This window comes from Pseudoduganella sp., from assembly GCF_041914865.1.
In the GTDB taxonomy this organism is placed as follows: domain Bacteria; phylum Pseudomonadota; class Gammaproteobacteria; order Burkholderiales; family Burkholderiaceae_D; genus Rugamonas.
In genome coordinates this window covers 1-14,044 of sequence record NZ_JAYSCO010000022.1, presented here as the reverse complement: position 1 = coordinate 14,044, position 14,044 = coordinate 1, and the positions used below count along the sequence as shown (strand labels likewise).

Annotated in this window: 12 protein-coding genes and 1 other RNA gene; 6 read left to right on the top strand and 7 right to left on the bottom strand. The window is 63.8% G+C overall.

Annotated features, from left to right (window positions below; all coding sequences use genetic code 11):
- Positions 1 to 5: 5 nt before the first annotated feature.
- The 5 genes from mraZ to rnpB all read right to left on the bottom strand — a co-directional run bounded on the left by mraZ (position 6) and on the right by rnpB (position 5,839).
- Positions 6 to 434, bottom strand: coding sequence for a division/cell wall cluster transcriptional repressor MraZ (gene mraZ, locus ACE3TQ_RS12465; RefSeq protein ID WP_374582528.1), 429 nt, complete (start codon positions 432 to 434; stop codon positions 6 to 8).
- A gap of 478 nt (positions 435 to 912) precedes the next feature.
- On the bottom strand, positions 913 to 3,141 hold the full coding sequence (locus tag ACE3TQ_RS12460) for a collagenase (RefSeq protein ID WP_374582527.1): 2,229 nt from the start codon (positions 3,139 to 3,141) through the stop codon (positions 913 to 915).
- A gap of 104 nt (positions 3,142 to 3,245) precedes the next feature.
- Positions 3,246 to 4,016: a PAS domain-containing protein gene (locus ACE3TQ_RS12455; protein WP_374582526.1), complete on the bottom strand. Its 771-nt coding sequence runs from the start codon at positions 4,014 to 4,016 to the stop codon at positions 3,246 to 3,248.
- Positions 4,013 to 5,503, bottom strand: coding sequence for a glycerol kinase GlpK (gene glpK / locus ACE3TQ_RS12450; RefSeq protein WP_374582525.1), 1,491 nt, complete (start codon positions 5,501 to 5,503; stop codon positions 4,013 to 4,015). The genes ACE3TQ_RS12455 and glpK overlap by 4 nt, the downstream gene beginning before the upstream one ends.
- A gap of 12 nt (positions 5,504 to 5,515) precedes the next feature.
- An RNA gene (gene rnpB, locus ACE3TQ_RS12445) (RNase P RNA component class A) lies at positions 5,516 to 5,839 on the bottom strand.
- Positions 5,840 to 5,935: 96 nt separating this feature from the next.
- On the opposite strand from rnpB, the gene ACE3TQ_RS12440 reads away from it, so the two are divergent.
- Both ACE3TQ_RS12440 and ACE3TQ_RS12435 read left to right on the top strand, forming a co-directional pair.
- Positions 5,936 to 7,633 carry a thiamine pyrophosphate-binding protein gene (locus ACE3TQ_RS12440; protein WP_374582524.1) on the top strand — a complete coding sequence of 566 codons (1,698 nt, stop codon included), beginning with the start codon at positions 5,936 to 5,938 and terminating at the stop codon, positions 7,631 to 7,633.
- 385 nt (positions 7,634 to 8,018) lie between these two features.
- A complete protein-coding gene (locus tag ACE3TQ_RS12435; protein ID WP_374582523.1) occupies positions 8,019 to 8,396 on the top strand; it encodes a hypothetical protein in 378 nt (125 codons plus the stop codon).
- A gap of 5 nt (positions 8,397 to 8,401) precedes the next feature.
- Here the strand turns inward: ACE3TQ_RS12435 and ACE3TQ_RS12430 are convergent, their stop codons facing one another.
- Together ACE3TQ_RS12430 and ACE3TQ_RS12425 are read right to left on the bottom strand one after the other, a co-directional pair.
- Positions 8,402 to 8,869: a hypothetical protein gene (locus tag ACE3TQ_RS12430; protein ID WP_374582522.1), complete on the bottom strand. Its 468-nt coding sequence runs from the start codon at positions 8,867 to 8,869 to the stop codon at positions 8,402 to 8,404.
- 63 nt (positions 8,870 to 8,932) lie between these two features.
- Positions 8,933 to 10,012 carry a porin gene (locus tag ACE3TQ_RS12425; RefSeq protein WP_374582520.1) on the bottom strand — a complete coding sequence of 360 codons (1,080 nt, stop codon included), beginning with the start codon at positions 10,010 to 10,012 and terminating at the stop codon, positions 8,933 to 8,935.
- A 359-nt stretch (positions 10,013 to 10,371) separates the two neighbouring features.
- On the opposite strand from ACE3TQ_RS12425, the gene ACE3TQ_RS12420 reads away from it, so the two are divergent.
- From ACE3TQ_RS12420 to ftsX, 4 genes are read left to right on the top strand one after another with little or no spacing between them, the layout of a single operon-like run.
- On the top strand, positions 10,372 to 11,322 hold the full coding sequence (locus tag ACE3TQ_RS12420; RefSeq protein ID WP_374582519.1) for a MerR family transcriptional regulator: 951 nt from the start codon (positions 10,372 to 10,374) through the stop codon (positions 11,320 to 11,322).
- A 50-nt stretch (positions 11,323 to 11,372) separates the two neighbouring features.
- Positions 11,373 to 12,416 (top strand): signal recognition particle-docking protein FtsY, encoded by a 1,044-nt coding sequence (gene ftsY, locus ACE3TQ_RS12415; RefSeq protein WP_374582518.1) that lies wholly within the window; start codon positions 11,373 to 11,375, stop codon positions 12,414 to 12,416.
- 21 nt (positions 12,417 to 12,437) lie between these two features.
- Entirely contained in the window at positions 12,438 to 13,097 is a 660-nt protein-coding gene (locus ACE3TQ_RS12410; RefSeq protein ID WP_374582517.1) for a cell division ATP-binding protein FtsE, read from the top strand.
- Positions 13,094 to 14,008 carry a permease-like cell division protein FtsX gene (ftsX, locus tag ACE3TQ_RS12405; protein ID WP_374582516.1) on the top strand — a complete coding sequence of 305 codons (915 nt, stop codon included), beginning with the start codon at positions 13,094 to 13,096 and terminating at the stop codon, positions 14,006 to 14,008. Before ACE3TQ_RS12410 ends, ftsX begins: the two co-directional genes overlap by 4 nt.
- The last annotated feature ends 36 nt before the right edge of the window (positions 14,009 to 14,044 follow it).

Here is a 14,044-nt window from a genome sequence, read left to right as displayed (position 1 = left end):
CGGCCTCAGAAGGAGAAATCGGACAGGGTATCGGGCATGCCCACCTCGATGGTGGCTTGCTCGTTCTGGGCGCGCTTGACCGGGTCCCAGATTTCAAAGTGGGTCAGCATGCCGGACAGCACGACCTCGCGGCCCAGGCCGACGGCCTCGCGCAGCTCGGGCGCCACCAGGATGCGGCCGGCGGAATCCATTTCCACGTCGGCGGCATTGCCCAGCAGGATACGCTGCCAGCCGCGGGCCGACATCGGCCAGGCGGCGATCTGGTCGCGTTTGGCTTCCCAGACATGGCGCGGGTACATCAAGAGGCAGCCGTCCGGGTGCTTGGTAAGCGTGAGGCGTCCTTCGCACTGGATCATCAGTGCGTCACGATGCTTGGCGGGGATGGACATCCTGCCTTTCGCATCGAGAGTGATCGCGGACGCGCCTTGGAACACGGTTTACCTTATCTAAAAAATCCCACAAAACTACACTTTTTCACACTATCGCCCACTTTAGAGGATGCTTACAGGGCGGTCAAGCGAATTTCCCCGACGAAAAGACCGAATTGTCCAATGAAATTAAGGACTTAGCGCCATTCCTTGAGAAGTAGCTGAGATAAAAAGCTTCGAGAAATTAAATACTTATGAAAGATAGTGAAAGTGCTACTTCACGTGCAGGACGCACCAAACGGGGGAAAAGTGCCTAAAAATAAATTTCGAAATCGTCGTTTGGTTGCCTGAAGACAACGGCCATTTAGCTAAATAGCAACAAATGCCGCAGACCCGGTGGGATGGGAAGAATTACTGCCTGCCACGCTTTGCGCGCGATCGGGACCCTCTGAAAAAAACATGCCGCCCAGGGTGCTGGGCGGCAACTTGTATAGACAAATAGTGTTACCGCTGCTTGCCTATATTATACGGCTTCGCTCGCTCCTTAGTCGTAAGTCACGCCAACCGTGACGCCGGCGAACGGCTGCTTGGCGTGCAGTGCGATGTAGTACCAGCGGTTGCCGGCCGGCGCCGGGATGCTGATGCTTTCGCTGTTGCCGGCATTGGCGGAGGCGTAGTCGTAGGAGCCGGTGCTGGGGTAGCGGTCCAGCGCCACGTACATGTCCATATTGCCGCTGCCGCCCGTGCTCATGATCTTCACGTTCTTGGCGCCGACCGGCACCATCAGGTGCAGGTAAGCGTAGGTCTTGCTGCCGGAGGCGATATTGCGGATCGCGCAGTTCTTGCCCAGGTAGGTGGGCGAGGACTGGCCGGTGCAGGACGGCAGGCTGGAGACGTTGTCCGGCAGCGGCGGCTCGCCGGCGGTGGTGGCGGTATCGGCCCAGGCGGCGAATTCATTGTCGTAGCGGGTGCCGATGCTGCGCATGAAGTCGTTGTAGCGGCTGTAGTCGCCCACGCGGAAGCTGGCCAGCGCCTGGTCCACGTCGGCGCGGTGGCGCTCCATCATGAAGCGGGTCGCCATGTAGCCCCAGCGATAGGCGCGGTCCGAGTAGTCCGACATCTGGTAGGTGTTGCCGAAGATGTCGCTCAGGCGGTATTTGCGGGTGCGCGCCATGTCGATCGCCGGCTGGTTGTTGTTCTTCAGCGAGAGGTATTCGCCGATGCCTTCGATCCACCAGACGGTCGGCACCGAGGTGGACGCACCGAAGTCGCCGTACATATTGAAGCGGCCGTCCAGGTAGTGCACGTATTCGTGCTCCAGGTTCCAGACCTTGAAGGTCGGGCGCAGCCACGACGCTTCGTGCGCGATGAAGCGGGCCTGGTTGCCTGCCTGCGCCGGATTGCCTTCCAGGTACATGCCACCGTTGTCGGTCGGGATGTCGTACAGCAGGCCGGCGTATTTGTTGTAGTTGGCGTAGTCGTCGAACACCACCAGTTCCAGCGCGGTGTTGTTGTCATGCGCGACCGGGTTGCGGTTGGTCTGCAGCATGGTATGGAAGTAGCCCTCCTCCGCCGCCAGCGCGGAACAGATTTCCTGTACCTGGGCCGGCGTTACGTCCTGCGCGCGCAGGCGCAGTGTCGGGCTGCAGTTATGCGTAGTCTTCAGCACGGCTGCGGCCAGCTGCTCCTCGTAGTTGCAAACGCCGTACTGCGCGCAGTTTTCGTTGTCGTACCACTTGACCGCCGCCGCTGCCGCCAGCCACATGCCCTGGTCGTTGCCCAGCATGGTGCTGGTGTTCAGCACGTTCTGCACCATTGGCTTGACCTGCGGCTTGAGCGCGGAATACTGCATGAAGCGGAAAGCTTCATTGGAAGCATCGACCAGGTGGGCGCTGGCATTGGTGTTGATCAGGGCCGCCTTGCTATTGGTGATGAAGGCATTCAGCGCGTTGGCATAGGAAATGTCGTTCGACATGGCCGTGCCGACATTGGGCATGGTGTGCGCGCGGAAGAGCACCGTCAGCGCACCGGTCATGCCGCCGCCGGCGCTGTACTGCTTGAGCGGCTCGGCGGCGTTGGGGGCGGAGGGACGCACGGTGAAGCGCTCCACCGTGGCGCGCGCGTCCGGCAGGAACTGCACCTCGTCGTTCATATTGGTGACCAGCTTCCACACCTCGTTGGCCGTGGTGTAGGCCGACGGGTTGTCGGCATACAGCGGGCTGCCCTGCACCAGGCTATGCAGCGTCGTGCGCAGCGGCGCGCGCACGCTTTCGGTCAGCGCCGGGATGCTGCCGCCGCTGGCCTGGTAGTAGCCGGCGCGCAGGTACAGCACCAGGTTGACCAGCTTCATATTGCTGGCGTTGTAGCTGGCCGCTTCGCTCTGCAGGCGGGCCGTGACAGCGCTAACATTGGCGGCGGAATAGATGTTCGTCGCCAGCGGGTTGGCCACCGAGAACAGCGGATAGGTACACTCGTAGTCCGGCAGCGTGGCAATGTATTCGGCCAGGGCGGCGCCGCTGTAGCTGGCCAGCGTGTTCATGTTGGAACACGCCGGCGTGGCGGCCATGGCTTTCATGCTGGACTTCATCTGGCGCGGCATCAGGTCGTTGCGCGGCTTGCGCGACGGCGCCAGGTCGTACTTGGTTTGCTCGGCCGACGGCGGCAGGGTCTGGCGCTGGTGCGGGGCCGGCGCCTGGTGCAGCTTGTCGCCGCTGTCCGCATGGGCTTGCGCGGCGAGCAGCAAGGCTGCCACACCGATAGTTTTCAACATCATGTCTCCACTCCTCTTGTTAACCTCTGTTTGATGGGAGAGCCCATGCTAACGAGGAGGAGTGGCGCACATTCAAGCGTGCGCGGCGTTAGGGTGATTTCGCCGCTTCAGGCCACGTGAACGGCACAGGCGACGGGCGAAAAAGCCACAGGTGGCGGGCGCGAACCGTTGCGGAACTGGCTCGGGGTGTAGCCGGTCATGGCCTTGAACTGGCGGCTGAATGCGCTGTGGTCGGTATAGCCGCACTCGCGCGCGATGTCGGCGATGCTGCGCCCCGGGTGCGCCTCGATCAGGGCCAGCGCCCCTTCCAGGCGCGATTGCAGCAGCAGCTGGCGCGGGCTGTAATGGAAAACCTTCTGGAACAGGCGCTCCACGCGCGCCAGCGACAGGCCCTCCTCGCGCGCCAGTTCGTTCAGGTTGAGCTGCTGGTGGAAGTTCTCGCGGATGCGCTCGGCGATGCGCGCCACCTGGCGGTACACCGGGTGCTGCTCGTCCACCAGACCAAGGTCCTGCGAGGTGCCGACCAGGCCGACAATCTCGCCCTGCTCGTTGCGCAGCGGGGTTTTGTGGGTCAGGCACCAGCCGCGGCGGCGGTTCGGGTACAGGTGCAGTTCCAGGTGCTTGTGGATGGTGGCGCCGGCCTGGATCACCTGCCGGTCCTGCTCCTCGTAGGCCGCGGCCAGGGGGCGCGGGTGCACGTCCATCACTGTTTTGCCGAGGATATCGGACTTGTTGCGCAGGCCGCAGCGGCGCGCCAGCGTGTTGTTGACGGCCACATAGCGGCCGTCGCGGTCCTTCACGAAGAAGGCGACTTCAGTCAGCGCGTCGAACAGTTTTTCGATCGCGTCCAGTTCCACATTCCAAGGACGGTCCATCATAAAGGTGTCTCCCAAGCTTTGGCGCGCTCTGTGGCGCGATTCCATTTTGCCAGCAACTCGGACCTTTGGTCACCCCCCATGTTGGGCGTGAATTTGCGCTCGCACGCCCATTGGGTGGCGATTTCCTCCTGCGATTCCCAGAAGCCGACCGCCAGGCCGGCCAGGTAGGCGGCGCCCAGGGCGGTGGTTTCCGTGACCTTGGGACGCAGCACGGGCACGCCCAGCAAGTCGGACTGGAACTGCATCAGCATGTCGTTGCGGGCGGCGCCGCCGTCGGCGCGCACCTCGGTCACCGGCATGGCGGCGTCCTTCTGCATCGCCGCCAGCAGCTCGGCGCTCTGGTAGGCGATCGATTCCACGGCGGCGCGCGCGATATGCGCCTTGTTGCTGCCGCGCGTCAGGCCGACGATGGTGCCGCGCGCGTAAGGATCCCAGTGCGGCGCGCCCAGGCCGACAAAGGCCGGCACCAGGAACACGCCGCCGCTATCGGGCACGCTGGCGGCCAGCGCCTCCACATCGCTCGATTGCTGGATGATGCCCAGCCCGTCGCGCAGCCACTGCACGGTGGCGCCGCCCATGAAGACCGAGCCTTCCAGCATGTAATCGGTCTCGCCGTCGACGCGCCAGCCGACCGTGGACAGCAGGCGGTTGTGCGAGGTGCGCGGGTGGCGCCCGGCGTGCATCAGCATGAAGCATCCGGTGCCGTAGGTGTTCTTCACCATGCCGGGCTGGTGGCAGGCCTGGCCGAAGGTAGCCGCCTGCTGGTCGCCGGCGATGCCGGCCACAGGAATCGCGTGGCCGAACAGGGCTTCGCGCGTGGTGCCGACTTCCTCGCTGGAAGACACCACCTGCGGCAGCATTTCCTCCGGGATGTCGAACAGGTGCAGCAGGTCGGAATCCCAGCGCATCAGGTGGATGTTGAACAGCATGGTGCGCGAGGCGTTCGAGACGTCGGTCACGTGCACGCCGCACAGCTTCCAGGCCAGCCAGGAGTCGATGGTGCCGAAGCACAGCGCGCCCTTGCGCGCCCGCTCGCGCGCGCCCGGGACGTGGTCCAGGATCCATTTGACCTTGGTGGCGGAGAAGTAGGCGTCCAGCTCCAGGCCGGTCGCATCGCAGATCAGTTTTGCCTTGCCGGCCGCGCGCAGCTCTTCGCAGTAGCCGGCGGTGCGGCGGTCCTGCCACACGATGGCCGGCGCGATCGGCTCGCCGGTCTTGCGGTCCCACACCACCGTGGTTTCGCGCTGGTTGGCGATGCCGATGGCGCGCACCTGCTTGGGGTCGACGTGCTGCTCGTGCAGGACTTTGCGCGCGACGGTGATCTGGCTGTTCCAGATCTCGTTCGGATCGTGCTCGACCCAGCCGGGCTGGGGGAAATGCTGGGGAAATTCCTGCGCCGCGCATCCTGCGATGTTGCCTTCGTGGTCGAACAGGATGGCGCGTGAACTGGTGGTGCCCTGGTCCAGGGCGAGGATGTATTGGGTCATCTCTCTAAAATTCGTTGAAGCAAGCCGATAGGCCGGATTTTGTTACGGCGCCTTCCTTGCGGTCGGCGCTATGACAGCCATTCCTCTAGGCGACGGATTACTCCGCCGCTCAAGCTTTCTACCCGCACGCTCCGCGAGCAACATCATCGCGTGCCTATTTGAAATTGCACCAGGTGGAGGTTACCGCGTTTCACCGTAACTTAATACGCTCGTCTCTGTGGCCCTATTCCTCGCCTCACGGCGGACGGCCGTTAACCGTCACCCTGCTCTATGGAGTCCGGACCTTCCTCCCGCCTCGGTATTGCTACCTCGGCCAGCGGCTGTCTGGCTTGCTTCGGGCGGTATTTTACCAAATCTCGCGTCGCAAATCGGAAAGCTATTTCCCTAGAGCAGGCATAGAATGCCAAATCCATGTATAAGAAGGCAAGTACCATGACGCAAAACCCTCGTTCCGGCGGCCAGATCCTGGTCGATGCGCTGAAAGTCCACGGCACCGACACCGCCTTTGGCGTGCCGGGCGAAAGCTACCTGGACGTGCTGGATGCCCTGCACGAATCCGGCATCCGCTTCATCATCAACCGCCAGGAGGGCGGCGCCGCCTTCATGGCCGACGCCTACGGCAAGATGACCGGCAAGCCGGGCATCTGCTTCGTCACGCGCGGCCCGGGCGCCACCAATGCCTCGATCGGCGTGCATACCGCCTTCCAGGATTCGACCCCGATGATCCTGTTCATCGGCCAGGTCGGCAGCGATTTCATGGACCGCGAAGCCTTCCAGGAAGTCGACTACCGCCGCATGTTCGGCCAGATGGCCAAGTGGGTGGCCCAGATCGACCGCGCCGACCGCATCCCGGAATACATCGCGCGCGCCTTCCAGGTCGCCACCAGCGGCCGCCCCGGCCCGGTGGTGCTGGCCCTGCCGGAAGACATGCTGACCACCAAGGCCAGCGTGGCCGACACGCGCGCCTACGTGCCGTCGCAAGGCGCGCCTTCCGCCGCGCAGATCGCGCAACTGCGCCAGATGCTGGCCGAAGCCAAGCGCCCGCTGGTGCTGCTGGGCGGCGGCGGCTGGAACGCGCAGGCCACGGCCGACATCCGGCGCTGGGCTGAAGCCAACCACCTGCCGGTCGGCTGCGCCTTCCGCTTCCAGGACCTGCTGGACAACGCGCACCCGAACTACATCGGCGACGTCGGCATCGGCATCAACCCGAAGCTGGCCGCGCGCGTGAAAGACGCCGACGTGCTGGTCGCCATCGGCCCGCGCCTGGGCGAAATGACCACCAGCGGCTACTCGATCATCGCCTCGCCGGTGCCGCAGCAGCGCCTGGTGCACATCCACGCCAGCCCGGAAGAACTGGGCAGCGTGTACCAGGGTGAATTGATGATCGCCTCCGGCATGCCGCAGGCCGCCGCCATGTTGGCCGCCATGGAACCGGTCGATGCCAGCGCCTGGCGCGACAGCGTGGCGCAGGCGCGCGCCGAGTACGACGCCTGGCAGAAGGAGCCGACCGTGTTCGCCGACAACGGCGCCCCGCTCAACCTGTGGCAGGTGGTGCAGCAGCTCAAGGCCCAGTGCCCGGCCGACACCATCATCACCAACGGCGCCGGCAACTACGCCACCTGGGCGCACCGCTACTGGCCATACGGCGGCATGCGCACCCAGCTGGCGCCGACCAGCGGCGCCATGGGCTACTCGGTGCCGTCCGGCGTGGCCGCCAAGATCATCGCCCCGGCGCGTACCGTGGTGACTTTCGCCGGCGACGGCGAATACCTGATGAACGGCCAGGAGCTGGCCACCGCCGTGCAGTACAAGGCCGGCGTGGTCATCATCGTGTTCAACAACCAGATGTTCGGCACCATCCGCATGCACCAGGAACGCGAATACCCGGGCCGCGTGTCCGGCACCACGCTGCACAACCCGGACTTCGCGGCAGTGGCGCGCGCCTTCGGCGGCCATGGCGAAACCGTGTCGGCCACCGAGGAGTTCGGCCCGGCCCTGCAGCGCGCCCTCGCCTTCACCCGCGAGCAGTCGCTGCCGGCGATCATCGAGCTGCGCTACGACGGCAACCTGATCACCCCAGGCGCCACGCTCGACACCATCCGCAAGCAAGCCATCGCCGCCGGCAAGTAGGCCCAGGCACCCCGCCCTTCTGGCACCAGGGCTGGCCCAGCAACCGCGCGGCCAGCCCTTCGATTTTCCCCCATCGCCTTACAGCATCTGGCAGGTAAGATGAATGAGCCACTGCGATGGTTACTGATCGAGGGGATCGCGGCACTATTCGGCGCAGGCGGACTCTACCTGCTTATCGGCGCGTGTTTCAAGCTGGTGGACAATGGGCCGCCCTTCGCTTGGCGGGCGGCAATTGATCCGATGGGCTGGCTATATGGAGCAATGGTGATAGGCATTCAGACTGCTGTCCGGCTCCTTCGATGCATACTCGCGGCGTGAAAGCAAACTGGACACCGCCCCGGCGGAGGAAATTGATAGCTGCGCTGCTTGCGCGGGGAGGAAGGATATGAATAACGCTAAAAGCGGCGATTCACCATTTGACTCATCCAGTGACGACATCCTCGTACTTGAGGTCGCCCCTGCCGAGCTACAGCATGCGAGTACTGCGAGCGAGCGAGCGGCCTCAGCCCTCTATGCCGGCCGTAAGGTTCTATTGCAACCACGCATCAAGGCGGCGCCTGCGAAGCGTCCCCAACTACTGCCAGCCTGGACGCTGCACGCAATGATGGCGCTGACCTGCGGCCTGGTCCTTTCACTTATTTCCGCAATTCTCGCCCCGGATTCTTTCCTGTCCGCATTTCTTTCCGGTCTAGGGGGAACCATCGCCGGCGTCATCGTTACCAGATGGGATGAAAAGCACCATCCTGGCAGCTACGATCTATAGCATGCCTAGCGTTTCGGCGCGGGGCACGCTTTGCAGGTGCGTGGCTGGCGGCTGAAATCGCGCACCTTGGCCAGCACCATCGGCTGCGACTGGTCCTCGCAGTAGCCGCCATCCAGGGTCAGGGTATTGCCGTCGGGCGAGAATTTGCCGCTGATGGTGCGCTCCTCCTCGCCCTCCTGCACGGTGAAGTACATCATCTTGCCGCGCGGGTCGACATTGACGTCGCTCGCCACCAGCGGCCAGCTCAGGCCGCCCGCCGTGTATTCGTAGATCACCGTGTCGACCTCGGCGAAGCGCTGCAAGGTGATGCGCTGGCCGCCGTATTCGCCACTGCCCTGATGGACGCACAGGTCGGAATAGACCAGCATGCCGTAGCGCGGCAAACCGGCCGGCTTGCTGGCGGGCTTGCCAGCGGCGTGGGCGCTGGCCAGGGTGGCGGCCAGGGTGAGCAGGAGCAGGCGGGAAATCTTCATATGCGCATTGTAAAAAAAAACGGCTGCCAGGGGGCAGCCGTTTTGACCAGGAACTGGCGGCTATCAGAAGGTGTGACGGATGCCGACGTTGTAGGCGGTGTCACCGGAACCGGATTCAGCGTTGTTGCCAACGGTGAACGAGGCGCCGTTCTTGTTCTTGATCTTGCCGTACGAGGTGTACAGGGTGGTGCGCTTGGACAGCGAGTGCAGGTAACCGATCGCGTACTGGTCCGCATCGTGGTTAGGCGCAGTCTTGTCATCCACCGACGACCAGGACGCCACCAGGGAGCCGGCCGCCGACACTGGCACGGTCGCGCCCAGCAGCAGGTTCTTGCTGTCGGTCGAAGGCAGCACGCGGGCAGTGGTGTAAGCGGTATCGCTGCCGCTTGGGTAAGCAACACTGTTCAGGCCCTGGTTGGCACCGTACATGAAGTAAGCCTTGGCGACCTTGAAGTCATAGTTCACCGCCAGCAGGCTGTTGTGGCCGCTCTGGCGCTGGGTCACCACGGTGCCGGCAGCGGCATCGTTGTTACGGTAGTTGTAAGCCAGGCGCGCGTTCAGCGGGCCGTTCTGGTAACCGATCGAGGCGCCCATCTGGCGGCCGGTCGAGTTGCCTTTCTGTTCGCCGAAAGCGTAGAACAGTTCCGCCTGCACGCCGTTGAAGTCAGGCGACTTGTACACCACGGCGTTGGAGTTACGCACGTTGATGCCGTTCGATGGGAACAGGTTCTTCGCCGAGCCGGACAGGCCAGCCTGGAACGGGTCGCCCACTTGCACGAAGGCGTTATACCATGGGGTGTACTGGCGGCCCAGGGTCAGGGTACCGGCGGTCTTGGAGGACAGGCCGACGAAAGCCTGGCGGTTGAACAGGGTGTTGTTGGCGTCCAGCTCACCGGTATCGCCCTTGATGCCGGTTTCCAGCTGGAACACAGCGGACAGGCCGCCGCCCAGGTCTTCAGTGCCCTTGAAGCCGATACGGGAAGCATTGGCTACGCCGGCCGACAACTTGCTGACGCTGCCGTTCTTGCCGCCGCGCTCGCCCACGAAACCGGCATCCATGATGCCGTAGATGGTCACGTTGGATTGCGCGTAAGCGGTGCCAGAGGCAGCCAGGATGGCGAGGGAAATCAAGGTCTTCTTCATGATGTGCTTCTTCCTTTTCTTTGTTATCGATCACCAGTGCTCTACGGCATTGGTTGCAAGACATTCTATATGAAGTCAATATTTCCTGCTAAGCACGTAGTAATACGTATTGCAAGATGACGTCAAATACCACACTTGCCTAGGGTAAAGATTAAACAATCTTTCAACTTTTTTGTTCAGGACACACTTCACACTTTTGGCCCATTTGCAGCCTAAACTGGAAGAGCAAACCATGTGTCATGGACAACGGCGTAGAACCCCACTTTCCGAGTGAAACAGCCTTAGTTCAGCTGCAACTTTGTCCCAGAGTTCAGCGTTAGAATGCAGCTCGCGTATCAACCTGGGGGCGCTGTAGGCGTATGAAAACGAGTGCTATTTCTGTAACAGTTCCATCCACAATCAGTGATGTGGAGCGGGATACCGGCCTGGCAAAAGAAACCTTGCGGGTCTGGGAGCGCCGTTACGACTTTCCCCGCCCTGAACGCGACACATTCGGGGAGCGAGTCTACCCAAGCGAACAGGTAATTAAATTGAGATTGATCAAGAGATTGATTGATCTGGGGTATCGTCCGGGCAAGGTCATCGGCTTCACGGCGGAGGAGCTGCAGGCCCTGGCGCAAAAATCGGGCACCAGCCGGAAAAACGAGCCGGCGCGCCCCCATCCCGAGCTGCAAGCCTGCCTGGACCTGTGCAAAAGCCACCAGATGGAGGCGTTCCGCCGCAAACTGACCCAGGCCATGCTGGTCATGGGCCTGAAAAACTTTGTCATCGACCTGGTGGCCCCGCTCACGACCCAGGTCGGCGAAGCCTGGGCTTGCGGCCAGTTCGCGGTATTTGAAGAGCACTTATTCGCTGAATCGGTGCAGATCGTGCTGCGCGGCGCCGTCTTCTCGGTGCCGCAGGTCAACCACAGCAACGGCGCGCCGCGCCCGCGCGTGCTGCTGACCACCCTGCCGCAGGAGCGCCACGGCCTGGGCCTGCTGATGGCCGAAGCCATGTTCGCCGCCGACGGCGCACACTGCATCCCGCTTGGCGTGCAAACCCCGCTGCCGGACATCGTCGACGGCGCGCGTGCCATGCAGGCCGATATCGTGGCCCTGTCCTTCTCCACCACAATGAACCCGCGCCACGTCAGCGACAGCCTGCGCGAGCTGCGCGCCCGCCTGCCGGAACACGTGGAAATCTGGGCCGGCGGCAGCAACGCCGCCTTGCGCAAGCGGGCGCCCGCCTATGTCAAGGTGTGCGAACTGGCCGACATTGCGGCGGCCGTCGCCGATTGGCGCCAGCGCCAGCGGCAAACCGTTGCCTAGCCTCTGGTAGAATACGCGGTTCGATTGAAGGACCCTCTGCCAACCTGTCCATGTTCAGTTTTTTCAAGAAAAAACCGGTCGCGCCGGAAGCGGCGCCTGCAGCGGCGCCCGCCGCCCCTGCCCCTGCCGCCCCCGCTGCCGCCGAACCTGCCGCACCGCTGGCTTTTGAAGTCGAGACTGCCGCCCGGCCGGAACCCAAACAAAGCTGGATGAGCCGCCTGAAGGCCGGCTTGTCGAAGACTTCCGCCAACCTGTCGATCCTGTTCGTCGGCGCCAAGATCGACGACGACCTGTATGACGAGCTGGAAGCGGCGCTGCTGATGTCCGACGCCGGCGTGGAAGCCACCCAGTACCTGCTCGACGCCCTCAAGCGCAAGGTCAAGGAAGACAAGCTGCTGGATGCCGCCGCCGTCAAGGAAGCGCTGAAACAGCTGATGGTCGAGCTGCTGGCCCCGCTGCAAAAACCGTTCGAGCTGGGCCGCCACCAGCCGCTGGTCATGATGATTTCCGGCGTCAACGGCGCCGGCAAGACCACCACCATCGGCAAGCTGGCCAAGCATATGCAGGCGCACGGCCAGTCCGTGCTGCTGGCCGCCGGCGACACCTTCCGCGCCGCCGCCCGTGAGCAGCTGATGGTCTGGGGCCAGCGCAATAACGTGACCGTGATTTCCCAGGAATCGGGCGACCCGGCGGCCGTCTCCTTCGACGCCGTGCAGTCGGGCAAGGCGCGCGGCACCAATGTGGTGATGATCGATACCGCCGGCCGCCTGCCGACCCAGCTGCACCTGATGGAAGAGCTGAAAAAGGTCAAGCGCGTGATCGGCAAGGGCCTGGAAGGGGCGCCGCACGAAACCTTGCTGGTGATTGACGGCAATACCGGCCAGAATGCCCTGGCCCAGGTCAAAGCCTTCGACGACGCGCTGCAGCTGTCCGGCCTGATCATTACCAAGCTGGACGGTACGGCCAAGGGCGGCATCCTGGCCGCCATCGCCCGCGTGCGCCCGGTGCCGGTGTACTTCATTGGCATCGGTGAAAAGATTGAAGACCTGCAGCCGTTCAACGCGGCTGAATTTGTTGAAGCCCTGCTCGCCTAACAAGATCGAATTCCGGCCTACATGATCGAATTCCAGCACGTCAGCAAACAATACTCCCCGGACGGCATCGCGCTGCGCGACCTGTCCTTCACCATTGCCAAAGGCGAGCTGGTCTACCTGGCTGGCCCGTCCGGCGCCGGCAAATCGACCCTGCTGAAGATGATCGCCGCCATGGAGCGGCCGACGTCGGGCAAGGTGCTGGTCAATGGCCAGGACATCGGCGCCCTGAAACGCGCCGGCATTCCCTTCCTGCGCCGCAACCTGGGCCTGATCTTCCAGGAGCAGCGCCTGCTCAACGACCGCACCGTGCTGGCCAATGTGATGATGCCGCTGCTGGTGACCGGTTCGCCGCGCGGCACCGCCGAGCAGCGCGCCCGGGCCGCGCTCGACAAGGTCGGCCTGCTGGACCGGGCCGATGCCCAGCCGCTGGCCCTGTCCGGCGGCGAGCAGCAGCGCGTGTCGATTGCGCGCGCCATCGTCAACCGCCCGCAGATCATCCTGGCCGACGAGCCGACCGCCAACCTGGACCGCGCCAGCGCGACCAAAGTGATCGACGCCCTGCACGCCTTCCACTCGGTCGGCGTGACGTGCCTGATTTCCTCCCACGATGAGCAGATCCTGGACGCGGCAGCGCGCGTGATCCACCTGGAACGTGGCGAACTGATGAAGGAGGCCGCATGAGCACCTGGCTGCGCCACCATCTCTTCGCCCTCGGCTCGGCGCTGGTGCATGTGCGCCGCGCCCCCGGTTCCTTCCTGTTCAATATCCTCGTGGTGGCGATCGCACTGGCCCTGCCCTTCATGGGCGTGACCCTGCTCGACAATGTGCGCCCGATGTCGGAACAGATGGCGGTCGAGCCCGAACTCAGCGTCTTCATGAAGGCCGACACCGCGCGCGAGCAAGCCAGCGGCCTGGCCGGCTCGCTGCGCACCATCGCACCGCAAGCCAAGATCATCTTCGTCCCGCGCGAAAAGGCGCTGGAGCAGCTGCATGCCAAGAGCGGCCTGTCCGACGTGCTGGCCACCCTGGGCGAAAATCCGCTGCCGGACAGCTACGTCATCAAGCTGAACGCCTTCCAGAACGCCGCCGAAAGCGGCCAGATCGACGCTATTGCCGAGCAGATGCGCGCCCTGCCGGGCGTGGAGTCGGTCCAGGTGGACTCGGCCTGGGTCAAGCGCCTGGCCGCCCTGCTGGGCGTGCTGCGCCTGGCCCTGCTGCTGCTGGCGGCCACGCTGGGCACGGTGGTGGTGGCGGTGGTGTTCAATACCATCCGCCTGCAGGTGCTGACCCAGCGCGAAGAAATCCTGGTCTCCAAGCTGATCGGCGCCACCGACAGCTTCATCCATCGCCCCTTCTATTACACCGGCGCCCTGCTCGGCCTGTGCGCCGGCGGCGTCGCCCTCGGTGCGGTGGCGCTGGCGTTGCAGCCACTGAACCGCGCTATTGCTGAATTTGCAAGGCTGTACGCCTCCGAATTCCAGCTGGCGCCGCTCGAGCCGCTGGGCGTGGCCGGCCTGCTGGCCGTGTCCGCCGGCCTCGGCCTGGTCGGCGCCCTCCTCTCCGTCCAGCGCCACCTCTCGCGCCTGAACTGAAAATTCGGGGTCAGGTCTGGCAATCGGACAAATCTT

Excerpts from the sequence above, each read along its gene's own strand:
- ACE3TQ_RS12460 (WP_374582527.1), bottom strand. The coding sequence starts at position 3,141 with ATGATGTTGAAAACTATCGGTGTGGCAGCCTTGCTGCTCGCCGCGCAA.
- ACE3TQ_RS12455 (WP_374582526.1), bottom strand. The coding sequence starts at position 4,016 with ATGATGGACCGTCCTTGGAATGTGGAACTGGACGCGATCGAAAAACTG.
- glpK (WP_374582525.1), bottom strand. The coding sequence starts at position 5,503 with ATGACCCAATACATCCTCGCCCTGGACCAGGGCACCACCAGTTCACGC.
- ACE3TQ_RS12440 (WP_374582524.1), top strand. The coding sequence starts at position 5,936 with ATGACGCAAAACCCTCGTTCCGGCGGCCAGATCCTGGTCGATGCGCTG.
- ACE3TQ_RS12435 (WP_374582523.1), top strand. The coding sequence starts at position 8,019 with ATGAATAACGCTAAAAGCGGCGATTCACCATTTGACTCATCCAGTGAC.
- ACE3TQ_RS12430 (WP_374582522.1), bottom strand. The coding sequence starts at position 8,869 with ATGAAGATTTCCCGCCTGCTCCTGCTCACCCTGGCCGCCACCCTGGCC.
- ACE3TQ_RS12425 (WP_374582520.1), bottom strand. The coding sequence starts at position 10,012 with ATGAAGAAGACCTTGATTTCCCTCGCCATCCTGGCTGCCTCTGGCACC.
- ACE3TQ_RS12420 (WP_374582519.1), top strand. The coding sequence starts at position 10,372 with ATGAAAACGAGTGCTATTTCTGTAACAGTTCCATCCACAATCAGTGAT.
- ftsY (WP_374582518.1), top strand. The coding sequence starts at position 11,373 with ATGTTCAGTTTTTTCAAGAAAAAACCGGTCGCGCCGGAAGCGGCGCCT.
- ACE3TQ_RS12410 (WP_374582517.1), top strand. The coding sequence starts at position 12,438 with ATGATCGAATTCCAGCACGTCAGCAAACAATACTCCCCGGACGGCATC.
- ftsX (WP_374582516.1), top strand. The coding sequence starts at position 13,094 with ATGAGCACCTGGCTGCGCCACCATCTCTTCGCCCTCGGCTCGGCGCTG.